This is a genomic window from Mesorhizobium sp. KR2-14, from assembly GCF_040049255.1.
GTDB lineage: Bacteria > Pseudomonadota > Alphaproteobacteria > Rhizobiales > Rhizobiaceae > Pseudaminobacter.
Genome location: NZ_JBDZDR010000004.1, coordinates 155,493 through 169,922 on the forward strand (window position 1 = coordinate 155,493; position 14,430 = coordinate 169,922).

At 61.7% G+C, this 14,430-nt stretch carries 13 protein-coding genes; 5 read left to right on the top strand and 8 right to left on the bottom strand.

Annotated features, from left to right (window positions below; genetic code table 11):
* Positions 1–84: 84 nt before the first annotated feature.
* The 4 genes from ABLE86_RS12845 to ABLE86_RS12860 form a co-directional block, all read right to left on the bottom strand.
* Complete coding sequence (locus tag ABLE86_RS12845; protein ID WP_348779352.1) at positions 85–576, bottom strand: NUDIX hydrolase; 492 nt, start codon at positions 574–576, stop codon at positions 85–87.
* A gap of 193 nt (positions 577–769) precedes the next feature.
* Complete coding sequence (gene gpt / locus ABLE86_RS12850) at positions 770–1,267, bottom strand: xanthine phosphoribosyltransferase (RefSeq protein WP_348779353.1); 498 nt, start codon at positions 1,265–1,267, stop codon at positions 770–772.
* 107 nt (positions 1,268–1,374) lie between these two features.
* On the bottom strand, positions 1,375–2,217 hold the full coding sequence (locus tag ABLE86_RS12855; RefSeq protein WP_348779354.1) for a universal stress protein: 843 nt from the start codon (positions 2,215–2,217) through the stop codon (positions 1,375–1,377).
* Positions 2,218–2,302: 85 nt separating this feature from the next.
* Positions 2,303–3,055, bottom strand: a complete 753-nt coding sequence (locus ABLE86_RS12860; RefSeq protein ID WP_348779355.1) for a competence/damage-inducible protein A — start codon at positions 3,053–3,055, stop codon at positions 2,303–2,305.
* A 187-nt stretch (positions 3,056–3,242) separates the two neighbouring features.
* Between ABLE86_RS12860 and wrbA the strand changes: the two genes are divergently transcribed.
* A complete protein-coding gene (gene wrbA, locus ABLE86_RS12865; protein ID WP_348779356.1) occupies positions 3,243–3,842 on the top strand; it encodes an NAD(P)H:quinone oxidoreductase type IV in 600 nt (199 codons plus the stop codon).
* 100 nt (positions 3,843–3,942) lie between these two features.
* Here wrbA and ABLE86_RS12870 read toward each other — a convergent pair whose 3' ends face one another.
* Both ABLE86_RS12870 and ABLE86_RS12875 read right to left on the bottom strand, forming a co-directional pair.
* Positions 3,943–5,046 (bottom strand): NADH:flavin oxidoreductase/NADH oxidase, encoded by a 1,104-nt coding sequence (locus ABLE86_RS12870; protein ID WP_348779357.1) that lies wholly within the window; start codon positions 5,044–5,046, stop codon positions 3,943–3,945.
* A 465-nt stretch (positions 5,047–5,511) separates the two neighbouring features.
* On the bottom strand, positions 5,512–5,778 hold the full coding sequence (locus ABLE86_RS12875; protein ID WP_348779358.1) for a hypothetical protein: 267 nt from the start codon (positions 5,776–5,778) through the stop codon (positions 5,512–5,514).
* Positions 5,779–6,079: 301 nt separating this feature from the next.
* Here ABLE86_RS12875 and ABLE86_RS12880 point away from each other — a divergent pair, with 301 nt between their 5' ends.
* Both ABLE86_RS12880 and ABLE86_RS12885 read left to right on the top strand, forming a co-directional pair.
* Positions 6,080–7,162: a polysaccharide pyruvyl transferase family protein gene (locus ABLE86_RS12880; RefSeq protein ID WP_348779359.1), complete on the top strand. Its 1,083-nt coding sequence runs from the start codon at positions 6,080–6,082 to the stop codon at positions 7,160–7,162.
* Entirely contained in the window at positions 7,155–8,540 is a 1,386-nt protein-coding gene (locus ABLE86_RS12885) for a Coenzyme F420 hydrogenase/dehydrogenase, beta subunit C-terminal domain (RefSeq protein WP_348779360.1), read from the top strand. The genes ABLE86_RS12880 and ABLE86_RS12885 overlap by 8 nt, the downstream gene beginning before the upstream one ends.
* 30 nt (positions 8,541–8,570) lie before the next feature.
* Here the strand turns inward: ABLE86_RS12885 and ABLE86_RS12890 are convergent, their stop codons facing one another.
* Both ABLE86_RS12890 and ABLE86_RS12895 read right to left on the bottom strand, forming a co-directional pair.
* Positions 8,571–9,866 carry a divalent metal cation transporter gene (locus ABLE86_RS12890; protein WP_348779361.1) on the bottom strand — a complete coding sequence of 432 codons (1,296 nt, stop codon included), beginning with the start codon at positions 9,864–9,866 and terminating at the stop codon, positions 8,571–8,573.
* A 103-nt stretch (positions 9,867–9,969) separates the two neighbouring features.
* Positions 9,970–11,004, bottom strand: coding sequence for a DNA topoisomerase IB (locus ABLE86_RS12895; RefSeq protein WP_348779362.1), 1,035 nt, complete (start codon positions 11,002–11,004; stop codon positions 9,970–9,972).
* Positions 11,005–11,153: 149 nt separating this feature from the next.
* Here ABLE86_RS12895 and ABLE86_RS12900 point away from each other — a divergent pair, with 149 nt between their 5' ends.
* Both ABLE86_RS12900 and ABLE86_RS12905 read left to right on the top strand, forming a co-directional pair.
* Positions 11,154–13,106: a PrkA family serine protein kinase gene (locus ABLE86_RS12900; protein WP_348779363.1), complete on the top strand. Its 1,953-nt coding sequence runs from the start codon at positions 11,154–11,156 to the stop codon at positions 13,104–13,106.
* Complete coding sequence (locus ABLE86_RS12905) at positions 13,107–14,417, top strand: YeaH/YhbH family protein (RefSeq protein WP_348779364.1); 1,311 nt, start codon at positions 13,107–13,109, stop codon at positions 14,415–14,417. It abuts the gene before it with no gap.
* Positions 14,418–14,430: the final 13 nt, after the last annotated feature.

Below are 14,430 nucleotides of genomic sequence, written 5' to 3' on the forward strand. Positions count from 1 at the left end.
ATTCGTGGCAGCCGACTGCGGCCAAAAACCGGATTGGAGCGGGTGAAGTCTGTGTCGGCCGGCATCGCGAATGCGCGAACACGCTCAAGCCGCGGCTTGGTAGCGACCATTGCCAAACCGCGCGATGAGTTCGCCGAGATCGGGTTCGCGCACCAGGCTTGCGGCCTCGGCGGCGGGGAACCATTTGCGCTGGCGCTGCCCCTTTTCGGGCCATTCGGCAGCGATTTCGGCAACTTGCAGGGGGAAGACGAGAACCTCGCAGCGCCTCTCTGCGCCGGAGGCCCTCACTTTGCCGTAGAAGTAACGACCGATTTCGAGCTGCGCGACTGCGCCGGCAATGCCAGCTTCTTCAACCGCTTCGCGCGCGGCCGATTCCCAAAGCTGCTCGCCCGCCTCCGGCCAGCCCTTCGGCAGAACCCACCGGCCGGTGTCCCGGCTGGTGATCAGCATGACCTCGATATTTCCGCCTCTGCTGCGCCACGGCAAGGCGGCAACCTGCACACGCCGGGGCATTCCCCCGAAGAGGCGCCGGATCCGATCTGCAATGCGGTTTCGGGTGGCGTGGCTGAGGAGCATTTCCCGGTGCTTTCCTGATCTCCGATTCGTTTGCCGTCTCACGAATATTAGGGTTAATTATACGTAATAACAGTAAAACTTTTGCAAATCCTTGCAGTTCCCGATGCGCCCGAGGGCGCACCCGGTTCAAGGCTTATCGCATATAGCGATCCCTGGCCCGAATTGCAGGACCAATGGCGGGGCCACGTCCGAATCAGCCGGCGTGGTCGTCCGAAATCGGCTTCTGGTAGGTGAAGCCCAGGTCCCAGGGGAAATAGATCCAGGTGTCCTGAGACACTTCGGTCACGAAGGTGTCCACCAGCGGCCGGCCCTTGGGCTTGGCGTAGACGGTAGCGAAATGGGCCTTTGGCATCATGGCGCGCACGATTGCAGCCGTCTTGCCCGTATCGGTCAGGTCGTCCACGATCAGCGTGCCTTCGCCGTCACCTTCCAGCAGCGCCGGGTTTATCTCCTTCAGTACATGGAGTTGCCCCTGCGAAGTGTAGTCATGATACGAGGCCACGCAGACCGTTTCGATCATGCGGATGCCGAGTTCGCGCGAGATGATGGCCGCCGGAACGAGGCCGCCGCGGGTGATGCAGACGATTGCCTTCCATTGTCCGTTGACGCCGGCAAGCCGCCAGGCAAGGGCGCGGGCATCGCGATGGAACTGGTCCCAGGATACGGGAAAGGCCTTTTCGGGAAGAGACATGAGGCTCGGCACTCCGGTGGCGCGCCGCGAGCGCGCGATGATGGGGAATGCGAGCGCAATTAGCCGGAAAGACCGCGGTTTGGCAAGCCTCTCCGGCGCTTGATCGTTCAGCGCGACATGAAGGTCGCCACCGGCATGGATTGAAGCACTGTGCGGGTCACGCCGCCGAACAGAAGCTGACGCAGCCAAGAATGGCTGTAGGCGCCAAGCACGAGAAGATCGGCATCGGTGTCGGCGATGCGCGCCTGGAGAATATGGTCGATTGAGCGGCCGCGAGAGGGCTCCGAGGCGACCGCCACGTTCACGCCGTGCCTGGCCAGCGCCTTGGCGATTTCGGCGCCGGAGGCCTCGGCGTCTTCTTCGGCATCCGCGGGCGGGTCGATCACGAAAATCTCGGTGCGGTGGGCTTCCTTCAGCAGGGGCAGGGCGTCGAAGGCGGCCCGCGCGGCCTCGCGGCTTCCGTTCCAGGCAATGACTATGCGCCTGTAGCTGCCGTCACCGGCTGGCCCTGCGTGGGGCACGACCAGCACCGGACGACCCGATTCGTAGAGCAGCGCGTCCACGTCGGCCGTGGCGCTGGACTCCGCATGCGGATTGCGCTGGGCGGCAACCACCAGGTCGGCGCAGCGCGCGCTTGCGATGCCCGAATGCGCGCTGTCGCCGGAAAAGCTCTCCAGGCTGCGCCAGTCGAAGGTAAGGCCCGTACCTTGCATGCGGCGGCGGCAGGCCGAATGAAGTGCTTCGGCCCGTTCCTTGTTGGCTTCGGCGGTGGCTTGCAGAAACTCCGTGTCGGGAAAACCGACCGCCGACGTGTAGGCAACCGGCAGCGCCTCGGCATGCACCCCGATCAGATGGCTCTGAAAGCGAATGGCCAGAGGAATGGCGCAATCCAGCACGCGGTCTGCGTCATCCTTGCTCTGGATGATCGCAACGATGGTCTTGAACGGCATATCCGCCTCCTCGCGTGCAGAGCCAGCCCTCAACGGAACTCTAGCATGCGAGGGCCGATTGCGCACGAAAGTTGCGCGCCCTGTTTCAGTCCGGCTTGGCGTTGGCCTCGGAGATGCCTGCGACCATGGCCGCGACCTCGGCGCGAGCCGCTTCCAGCGCCTCGGGTGAGCGGGCGCGCACGACCAGTTCGGTCCGGAAGGAACCGTCCAGATATTTGGGATACGAACCGATGATCGTATCGGGGTGGCGCTTCTGGATCTCGGCAAGCGGACCGCCGATGATGCCTTCTCCGAAGGGGCAGTCCACCGTGGCCGAAAGCAGCTTGGTACCGGTCTTCAGCGTGGGCACCACATTGTCGAGCATGGCCTGGAAGACGGCTGGCACACCGGCCATGACATGGACATTGCCGATGCGGAAGCCGGGCGCCATGGAGACCGGGTTGTCGATATGCGTGGCACCGCGCGGCATGCGCGCCATGCGCTTGCGCGCATCGGTGAACTCCATGCCGCGGCTGGCATAGTTCGCTTCCATCATCGCATAGGCCTTGGCGTCGTACTCGCACGGCACGCCGAAGGCTTTCGAGATCGAGTCGGCGGTGATGTCGTCATGCGTGGGGCCGATGCCGCCGGTGGTGAAGACGTAGGTATAGCGCGCCCTCAGCGCATTGACCGCCGCGACGATCTCGTCCTCCTCGTCCGGCACGATGCGCACTTCCTCCAGGTCGATGCCAATCGCCGTCATGACGTCCGCGAGATGGCCGATGTTGCGGTCTTTCGTGCGCCCCGAAAGGATCTCGTCCCCGATGACGATCATTGCGGCGGTGACGATTTCAGCCATGGGGCGCTCCGGAAAAGAAGGTGGTTCCCGTGGAATAGACCTGCGCGTCGCGGCAAGCAATGGTGCGCAAACGGTGAACGAACTGTCCCCAACTTCCACGTGTTCAATGAACGACCGAGCCATTACATCGGCAGGCAAGGCGGCGACCGATCCGCCCCCGATCTTTCCCGATGCAAGGAGTTTTATAATGGCGAAGGTTTTGGTGCTCTACTATTCGAGCTGGGGTCACATGGAGCAGATGGCGAAGGCCGCTGCCGAAGGCGCGCGCGAAGCCGGCGCCGATGTGACCATCAAGCGCGTTCCCGAACTGGTGCCCGACGCCGTCGCCAAGGCTGCCTATTACAAGCTCGAGCAGGAAGCGCCGATCGCCGACCCGCTGGAGCTGGAGAACTACGACGCGATCATCATCGGCACCGCGACCCGCTATGGCACCATGGCCGCGCAGATGAAGAACTTCCTCGACCAGACCGGCCCGCTCTGGGCCAGGGGTGCGCTGCTCAACAAGGTCGGCTCGGTCATGGTCTCGACCGCCACTCAGCACGGCGGCGCCGAGCTCGCGCTCATCAACGCGCAGATCCACCTGCAGCACCACGGCATGGTCATCGTGCCGCTGTCCTATGCCTACCAGGGCCAGATGGGCAACGACGTCGTGCGCGGCGGTGCGCCCTACGGCATGACCACCACCTCCGACGGCGACGGCTCGCGCCAGCCTTCCGCGCAGGAGCTGGAAGGCGCGCACTTCCAGGGCAAGCGCGTGGCCGAGATCGCTGCCAAGCTGCACGGCTGATTTCTCAAGCATTGCCGTAACGAAAGACGGGCGGTTCCTCGCGGAGCCGCCCGTTTCGTTTGTTCAGTTGAACTGGCGAAAGCCATGTATAGTCAACCGGTTATGATGGCTTCTGCGTCCAGTGGCGCATGAACGGCTCGCCGCGCTGGAGCTGCGGCGCAGGGTGAAACTCATGGCCGAGCGTGGCTGCTGCGCGCCACGGCCAGCGCGGGTCCGCGATCAGCGCGCGGGCAACCGCCACCATATCGGCCTTGTCCTCTCGAATGATGTCGTCGGCCTGCCGGGGCCTGTCGATCAGGCCTACGGCCCGCGTGGGTATGCCCGCGCCTTCGCGCACGGCCGTCGCCAGATGCACCTGATAGCCGGGGCCGGTCGGGATTTTCTGCAGCGGCGAGTTGCCGCCGCTGGAGCAGCAGATATAGGCCGCACCCGCCGCCTTGTAGCCGCGCGCAACCTCGATTGCCTCCTCGACCGAAAAACCGCCGTCGACCCAATCGGTGATCGACATGCGCGCACCCATCATCAGGCTGGGGGCCGCCTCCCTCACTGCCCTGGCTATCGCCATTGGAAAGCGCATGCGGTTTTCGAGCGAGCCGCCCCATTTGTCGGTGCGCTTGTTGGAGAGGGGAGAGAGGAACTGGTGCAGCAAATAGCCATGCGCTGAATGCAGTTCGATGAAGTCGAAGCCCACGCGCGCCGCGCGCCGCGCCGCCTCGCCAAACAGCGAGATGATGCGCTCGATGCCGGCCTCGTCCAGTTCCTGCGGAACCTGCCAGCCGTCGGCGAATGCAATCGGTGAGGCCGAGACAATGGGCCAGGGGTCTTCATCGGGGCCGAGCGCTGCGCCACCCTCCCAGGGACGGCGGTTCGACGCCTTGCGCCCGGCATGGGCAAGCTGCACGCCGAACTTGGTGCCGGGGGCGGCCACGCGGCGCGCGGCGTCCAGCGTGCGCTTGGCGGCGGCCTCGTTGTGGTCTGAATAGAGGCCCATGCAGCCATGGGTAATGCGGCCACGCCGCTCCACATCCGTCATCTCCACGGTCACCATGCCCGCGCCCGACATCGCCAGGTTCATCCAATGTTGTAGGTGCCAGTCGGTCGCCGAGCCGTCATCCGCCGAATATTGGCACATTGGCGCCACTGCGATGCGGTTTGGAAATTCGAGCTTGCCGAGAGTGATGGGCGAAAACAGATGTGTGGACATGCAAACTCCTATTGGCGCGGCAGCGAGGAAATAAGCCCTACACTGCGCACGTGTGAAATGCCGGGCTTTTGGTGGAAAACAGTTCGAACCAGTCGAGCATTTGTTCGTTGAGTTAATGCGATCAACGCGGGCGCTTAAGGGCGCAGGCCTACTTCGCATTTTCCGCACAGGAGCAATCCGCCATGGCCAGGAACACAGCCTATACATCAGGTGCCCAAAAACCGCAGCCCGCCACCGGACCTGATCCAGCGGAAGATCGAGCGGTCGAGAAGCGAAAGCCCCAGCCGGGGAGCGGGGCGACTGAAACGGCGGGGAAGGAGCATAGGACAGAAAAGCCCGGCAAGCCGCCCCGAGACAGCAGAGAGTCGCCGGCACCCCATGCAGACGAGAAAGGCTAGGTCAGTTTTCCGTGTTTGCATGGTGAGACCGCAATGAGGGCCGATCAGCACCGCCGCGGTCTACGCTTCAGTCCTGCCGTATGAACTTGTTGAAGCGACTCACACCGCCGTCCTCGGTTCGCTCCTGGTAGAGAAACTGCAGATTGTTCTCATCGAAAATCTTGAAGAACTGATCCCAGTCGATGCGCTCGAGCGTCTCTTCGGGTTTGCCAAAGTCAATGCGCAGGATCCCACCCTCACGACCGGGTGTCTTCACGCGTGCAGGCATTCCCTGACGTGCCTCTGCCCAGCGTTTGATTTCATCGTGATGTGTCGTCGTTTTTGCTTCAGACATATCAGGGTTCCTCGTTCCCAATGCTTCGCCGCGTCTACCCGGCGCTAGGGCGCACAAAACATGGAATCGCGTGATTTGTTCCTTGGGCAGGCAAGGGAACATGAATTGTCAGGCCGCGGATTTTCGGGCGATGGCCCACCAGCGAGTCACAGGGAACAAAATCGGTCAGCACCAGTTTGACGACACGCCCTGAGGCGACGCCTGACGAGAGGCACTCGCGCGGCGAACTTCGGGGACGCAAGGCGACGCAGAGGCAATTCGGGGGCGGTTCAGCACATCGAAGAGCGGCGGCAAGACCTCAATGACCTCCTTCCCACGGATCGGCATTCTCACCTTTCACCGCTGCATAAACTATGGTTCCTACTGGCAGGCGCGGTGCCTTGTCGAAGGTCTGAGGAGCCGGGGTTTTGATGTCGCGATCCTCGATCACTTTTCATCGCGGATCGAGCGCGCAGAGTTGGTGCATGCCCTTGGCCCCATCTCTCCGGTCAGAGCGGCCGAAACGCCGCTCTACGCCCGCAAGATTGAAAAGTTCAACGAGGCGGTCGAGTCGCTGCCTCTGTCTCCGGCCTTCCCGCTGGAGGAACCGGCGCGGCTGCCGGCCGGTTTCGACACGGTCTTGGTCGGCAGCGACGAGGTGTGGAACCAGCGCCACCCATGGTACGGAGCTTGCAAGATATTCTTCGGGTGGGGGCTGCCGACAGGCAGGCTCGTTTCCTACGGCGCCAGCTTCGGCAACCAGCCGCCTTCCGACGAACTCTGCCCCGAAGCTTCGGCCTTGAGGAGCTTTTCGGCGCTATCTGTGAGGGACATGAACTCCCGCACCATCGCCGAGCGGATCGTGGGCGCGCCGATCGAAGTGGTCCTGGACCCGTGTCTCCAATTCCCCGAGCCGATAGCGCGAGCGGAAGTGACGCAAGCGCCTTACCTGCTGCTCTATGGACATGACTTGCCGGATTGGTTCTGCAGCCGCGCGGTGAAGTGGGCGCATGAGCGGTCGCTCGGTGTGGTGAGCGTCGGCTACCGCAACGATTGGGCAGACGCGCAATGGATCGCCGCCGGGCCGGCAGAATTCGCGCAGGCCATGGCGGCGGCGACAGCCGTCGCAACCACTTTTTTCCACGGAGCGGTGTTTGCCCTCGTCAATGGCAAGCCCTTCATCTGCGCGTCATCCCCCTATCGCCACAACAAGCTGTCGGACCTGATGACATTGCTTGGAACGCAGGAGCGCCTGGTTGGGGAAGATGTTGCCGAAAGCGATTTCGGCTCGGCTCTCCAACGCCCGCCGGGCGAGGCAGTCATGCAGCGCATAGAAGCCCTGCGTCGCCGATCCAACGCATATCTACAGGAAGCGCTGATGCACGAGGCGGTAACCCATGCATGACGGCATGCCGCTCAGCCCGAGGGCCGTTGTGGATGCCGGCTTGTGCATTGGCTGCGGGGCCTGCGCGGCCTATCCGGGATCGGGCGAGGTCGACATGGAACTCGACCGTTATGGCCTATACAAGCCCGCGGGTTCCGCAGCATGGTTGTCAACGCCCAGTGCCGAGTTTTCGCGCCTGTGTCCATTCTCCCCGGCCGCCTCAAGCGAGGAAGAGTTGGCAAGCTCGCGCTTTCCCCAAGCGCTTCACGATGACCCTTTGCTTGGCCGCTACGAAGCGCTCTATGTCGGTCACGTGGAAGAGGGCCGTTATCGACAGGACGGCAGCTCGGGCGGCCTGGCAACGTGGCTCGCAACGGAACTGCTGAGGGTCCGCGAAGTGGACCGGGTCGTGCATGTGGTCGAGACGCGGGAGCCCGAAGGGACGCTCTTCCGATACACGATCTCGGATGACGAGAGCGACGTTCGGTCGGGCGCCAAGTCCCGATACTACCCCGTCGAGCTTTCCGGGGTGCTGAGGAGGATTCGTGCCGAACCCGGCCGCTATGCGGTCGTAGGCATACCTTGCATGGTCAAGACGGTCCAACTGGTGTGCCAGCGAGACGAGATCGTCCGCGAGCGCGTAAGATACTGCATCGGCCTCGTATGCGGTCATATGAAAAGCACCCGGTTCACCGAGAGCTTCGCGCGGCAATCGGATGTGAAACGCGATGCAATCTGTGGCGTCGACTACCGGGTCAAGAGACCGGAGCGTCCCGCCTCCTGGTATCGGGTAGGCTTCCGGTTGCGCGGAGGAGGGGAGCGCCAGCGCGACTGGTGGCATATGCTGGAGGGCGACTGGGGCGCGGGCTTCTTCCAAAGTCCCGCCTGCGACTTCTGCGATGACGTCATGGCCGAACTGGCGGATGCGTGCGTCGGAGATGCATGGCAGGAGCCTTACTCCTCGGACGGCCGCGGCACGAATATAGCGGTTGTGCGCTCGCGGAGGATAATGAAGCTGCTGCAGGATGCCGCTGAGGCCGGACGAATTTCGCTCACCGGCGTGGACAGTAAATTCGCGGTTTCGACCCAGGCGGCCGCATTCCGGCATCGGCGAGAGGGTCTCGCCTACAGGCTCAAGAAGTTCCCCCCGCCACTGGCGTTGAAAAAGCGTGTCGCGGACATCTCTTCCCTCTCGCCCCGCCGCAGGGCGATCTATCGTTTGCGCAGGCATATCTCCAGGTGGAGCCACCGCGTGTTCTGCTTTTCCCAACTCGCCCATCTCGGCTTCGTATACGTCGTCTGGGCGCGCACGGCCGCCTCTCTCTACGCCGGAGTGACCTATTCTCGCGGCGCCCCGGGAAAAATTGCCGACCGCATCTTTCGAGGCACGCGCGCTTGAGCCCGACCAGAAGGCGGAACGGTGCTGAACTCAGAGGAACCAAGTCACCGCCAGGGCAATGAGGGCCAGGAAGGTCACAGTGGTGGTGGCCCAGCCAAGGAAATTGGTGAGCCATCCGTTTCTGCGCTCGCCCATGACGCGCCTGTCGCCGGTCATCAGCAACATCATCAACAGCAGTGGCGGCACGGAGAAGCCCTGTACGATACCCGACCAGACCAGCGCGCGCATTGGGCTGAACCCGAGGAAATTGAGGATCACGGCGATCAGAGTCACCGCCGCGATGACGCCATAGAACAGCTTGGCGTCGGCCGGCTTGGCGTGCAGGCTGGCCTTCTTGCCGAACGCCTGCAGGAGATCGTAGGCGGCGCCGGTCGTCATGACGGGAATGGCGAGGAAGCCCACTCCCACCACGCCCAGCGCAAACAGATATTTCGCACCTTCGCCCGCAAACGGCTCCAGCGCAGCGGCGGCCTGGGCCGCGGTCTCGATATGAGTTTCCCCCGCAGGATGAAGCGTGACGCCGGTGGAAAGAATGATGGAGTAGAGGATGATATTGGCGAAAACCATTCCGGTCAGGACGTCCCGGCGCTTGTCGGAAAGTTCCTCGTCCGTGGCGCCTTTTCGCTGAAACAGCTCCTTCCGACCAAGGGCAATTTCGTCCTCGACCTCCTGGTTCGATTGCCAAGTGTAGACGTAGGCCGAAAGCGAGGTCCCGATGCACGCAACCACGATCGACATGAACTCCGTCGTGAACTCCACGCGTGGAAAGACGGTGGCGTGGAGGACCTCCATCAGGTCCGGCTTTGCCATGGCGGCGGCCGCGACATAGGCAAAAAGCGCCAGCGTGAGCCATTTGAAGATCCGGCGCAGAAGAAAGTAGGAGCCGAAAACCTGGACTGAGACGATGATGGCTCCAACGCAGACCACGAATACCGTTATCGGCAGCGGCACAAGCAGATTGAGCGCCGCGCCGACGCCTCCGAGATTTGCCGCTGCTTCGATGATATTGCCGGCGAATGCGCCGACCACAAGCGGGTAAAGCACCATGCGCGGGTATCGGTCACGAATGACGCCGAACAGGCCCTTTCCGCTCACCTGTCCAAGCTTTGCCGATATGTACACGACCACATACATCATCGGCAGGAGGAGCGGCGCGATCCACAGGATACCCAATCCGAACTGCGCGCCTGCGCTCGCATAGGTGCCGATGGCGGAGGGATCGTCATCCGCGGCGCCGGTGATGATGGCGTTGCCGATCCGGGCAGCACGACCGGAACGACGACCCGCTGTGTTTGGGCTGGATGTCTCTTGCCTTTGCTTGGACATTTGGCACCGGAGGAAGGACAGGCCTTGTTCCCAACTCGCAAGGAGCCTGGAAGTTCACCGGCTCCGCCACCCGGGACCAATTGCCTTGCGCGCGATCCTGGGGCTAGCTCTGCTGCCGACCGTATTCGGAAAGCCATATGCGCACGACGTGCTCTTCCTGGCTGAGATGGGATGGCGCCTCATCCGCCCCGCGGGCGATGCGCTCCATTTCTTCCGTGAGGCTGCCCGCCTGCCAGTGCTCGATAACTGCGGGATGGATGTAGCTTTGTCGGCACACTGCTCGCGTATTGCGCAATTCGGCAGCCACTCGGTCGATCGTCGAGTTGAGAACTCTCTTTGCCGGCGTTGCGGCGGACGGAAGAGGGGTGCTGGACAATAGCTGCGCGGCTCTCGTGGTGCCGCCCCAGGTCCTGAAGAATTTGGAGCTGAAATCAGCCCCGATTGCTTCGGCGATATAGCCGTTCACGTCGGTCGAAGTAATGGGATGCGGTTGGCCATCGCTGTCCAGATACTGGAACAAACGTTGGCCAGGCAGGTCCAGTATCTGGCGGACCGTGTTTGCTATGCGTCGGTCGGAAACCTTGACGGTCCACTGCTTCCCGGCCTTGCCTCTGAACCGCAATTTCAGTTCTGCGGTACCTACCACCACATGCCGCGACCGAAGCGTCGTGAGGCCGTAGCTTCCGTTTGCAGTGTAGGCTTCGTTGCCGATGCGGATGAAGGTCTGGTCGAGGAGCCAGACAGCCGTTGCTATTGCCTTTTCGCGAGGGGTTCCTCTTTGCCTCAGGTCGTCATCGACTCTTTGCCGCAAGGAAGGAAGGACGTTCGCGAAACCCGTCAGCTTGTCGAATTTCGCGAGATCCCGCTCTTCCATCCACATGGGATGATAGATGTATTGCTTGCGGCCCTTCTGGTCCCTTCCGGTCGCTTGGATATGCCCTCTCGCCGATGGGCATATCCACACATCCACCCAAGCGGGTGGAATAGCCAGCTTCTTGATGCGCTCGAGCGTCTCTGGAGACGTGACTGGTTGATCGTCCGCGCGCAGGTAGCGAAAGCCACGGCCAACCCGGCGCCGCCGGATGCCAGGCTGCTCGTCCGTCACATGAAAGAGGGTGTCAGGTTTGCCGGTATGCATCGCTCATCCGCAAAGCAATGAGATGAGATGACCAAAGTTCCGCTCGCGCGGACAGTTTGAAGCACTTCGCAAACAGGTGGGAACATTTGATGCCCGATCACAGTTTCTGACGGAGAGCCCGCTGGGCGGAAAAATTGGTCGGGTGCCACATGCCGGTAGAGCAACAACATGACATTTTCAGATTGGTTTCGGAGCGCTACGCGCGAGAAGCCGCGGAGGAGATGAGCCTGCAGCAATTCCTGCTCGCTTGTCGCGACAATCCCCAGATGTACGCCAGCGCGCCGGAACGGATGGTGCAGGCTATCGGCAAGCCCGAATTGATCGACACCAGCAAGGACGAGCGGCTGGGCCGCATCTTCATGAACAGAACCATACGTCGGTATGGCGTCTTCTCCGATTTTTACGGAATGGAGGACACGATCGAGCGGATCGTCAGCTATTTCCAGTATGCGGCTCAGGGCCTGGAGGAGCGAAAGCAGATCCTCTACCTGCTCGGCCCAGTCGGCGGCGGCAAGTCATCGCTGGCCGAGCGGCTGAAGAAGCTGATGGAAAAGGAGCCGATCTATACGCTCAAGGTGAAGGGACAAGTCAGCCCGGTATTCGAGTCTCCCCTGGGGCTGTTCGATCCCGATACCCTGGGCGACCTGCTCGAGGACAAGTACGGCGTGGCGCGCAGGCGGCTGACCGGCCTCATTTCTCCGTGGGCGGTGAAGCGGCTGGCCGAGGCGGATGGGGACATCTCGACCTTCAGCGTGGTCAAGCTCATGCCCTCCCGGCTGAAGCAGATCGCCATCGCCAAGACCGAACCGGGCGACGAAAACAACCAGGATGTTTCTTCGCTGGTCGGCAAGGTGGATATCCGGCAGCTGGAACATTTCAGCCAGTCGGATCCGGATGCCTACTCCTATAGCGGCGGATTGAACCGGACCACCCAGGGGCTGCTGGAATTTGTCGAGATGTTCAAGGCGCCGATCAAGGTGCTGCATCCTCTCCTGACGGCGACGCAGGAGGGCAGTTATAACGGCACCGAGAATTTCGGAGCTTTTCCATATCAGGGAATCGTTCTTGCGCACTCGAACGAGTCGGAGTGGCTCCAGTTCAAGCACAACAAGAACAACGAAGCCTTCCTCGACCGCATCCTGGTCATCAAGGTTCCGTATTGCCTGCGCTTCTCGGAAGAAAAGCTGATCTACGAAAAGCTTCTGCGCGAAAGCGAATTGGCGGATAACCCGTGCGCACCGGAAGTGCTGGACATTCTGAGCAAGTTCACGGTTTCCACCCGGCTGGGAGAGCATGAAAACTCCCCGCGCTACACGAAGATGCGTGTCTACAACGGCGAAAACCTGAAGGATGTGGATCCGAAGGCCAAGTCGATCCAAGAGTATCGCGATGTGGCCGGCGTGGACGAAGGGATGACCGGCGTCAGCACCCGCTTTGCATTCAAGGTGCTGTCAGAGACCTTCAACTTCGACACCCAGGAGATTGCTGCCGATCCCGTCCATCTCATGTATGTGCTCGAGCAAGCCATTCGCCGCGAGCAGTTCCCTGCCGAGGTCGAAAGCGCATACCTGAACTTCATCAAGTCCGACCTTGCAGCGCGTTATGCCGACTTCATCGGCCATGAGATTCAAAAGGCCTATCTCGAATCCTACAGCGAATACGGCCAGAACCTCTTCGACCGCTACATTGCATACGCCGACGCCTGGATCGAAGATCAGGATTACAAGGATCCGGACACGGGGCAGCTTCTGAACCGTGAAATCCTGGATAGCGAGCTATCCCAGATCGAAAAGCCGGCGGGTATTTCGAACCCGAAGGATTTCCGCAACGAAGTGGTCAAGTTCGCGCTGCGGGCGCGTGCGAAGAACGCCGGCAAGAACCCGTCATGGACCAGCTACGAAAAGCTGCGCGAAGTCATCGAAAAGAAGATGTTCGGCCAGGTCGAGGACCTTCTGCCGGTTATCAGCTTCGGGTCCAAACAGGACAGCGCTACGCAGAAGCAGCACCGGGAATTCGTGGAGCGTATGAAGGAGCGCGGCTACACGGAACGTCAGGTTCGTCGTCTCGTCGACTGGTACATGCGCGTAAACAAGGCCGGCTAGATGTCTCACTTTATTGACCGGCGCCTCAACCCGAAGGACAGAAGTCTGGGAAATCGCCAGCGCTTCCTGCGCCGGGCGAGAGACGAACTGCGGCATGCCTTCGACAGAAAACTGAAGACGACCAGGATAGCGGACGTGGATTCCGACCAGCCCATGTCGGTCTCGAGCAGCACCACCAGCGAGCCGAGCTTTCGCCAGTCCATCGCATCCGGACGAAGAGCGGTCGTCCTGCCGGGAAATACCAGATATTCGGCCGGCGACCGCATCCCCAAGCATGGGCAGCTTGGCGGCCAGCTTGGCCATCAGGCTGGCGGCGGCGCCTCGGATGACGACTTCCAGTTTGTGTTGAACAGGGATGAGGTTCTCGACCTCTTCTTCGAAGACCTTGAATTGCCGGACATGATCAAGCTGCACCTCAAGGAGACGCCGACATTCAAGTTCCGCCGATCCGGTTACACCACCACAGGCACGCCGGCGAACATCAATGTGGGCCGGACGATGCGCAACAGCCTGGGTCGGCGGATAGCGCTCAAGCGGCCTTCAAGGGACGAGCTTGAGGAAGTCGCGGGACAGATAGCGGAGCTGGAAGGCCGCGAACAGACCCCGACGGTTCGCCTCAAGCTCCTGAAGCTCCAGGAGACGTTGCGAAGGTTGACCCAACGCCGGAAGCTGGTGGCCTACGTTGATCCGCTCGATATCCGGTACAATCGTTTCGAGGCCCACCCGTTGCCCAATACGGCGGCGGTCATGTTCTGCCTGATGGACGTGTCGGGCTCGATGGGCGAGCGCGAAAAGGACCTTGCCAAGCGCTTCTTCGTACTCCTGCACCTGTTTCTGAAGCGTCGATATGAACGCACTGAAATCGTGTTCATTCGGCACACCCACGAAGCCAAGGTGGTCGACGAGGAGACATTCTTCTACAGCACTCAAAGCGGTGGCACGATCGTTTCGTCGGCGCTCGACGAGATGCGGCGTGTGATCGCCGAGAAATATCCGGTCAGCGAATGGAACATCTACGCGGCGCAGGCGTCGGACGGGGACAACTCCCCTTACGATTCCAACCGCTGCCAGGAAATCCTGGAGGGCGGACTGCTCGCGAAATGCCAGTACTTCGCCTATGTCGAAATCATCGACGCCCGCGAGCGCGACATTTTCCGTTCGGCAACAAACGGCACGCCGCTATGGAAGTCCTATCGGGCAATCAGTGAAAAGCACCCGCGGCTGCAAATGGTGCGCCTGGCAGCGCCAGAAGACATCTATCCGGTCTTTCGGCATCTGTTCTCGAAGCACGGCCCCGTGCGGGCCGGATAGGAGGACGAGATGC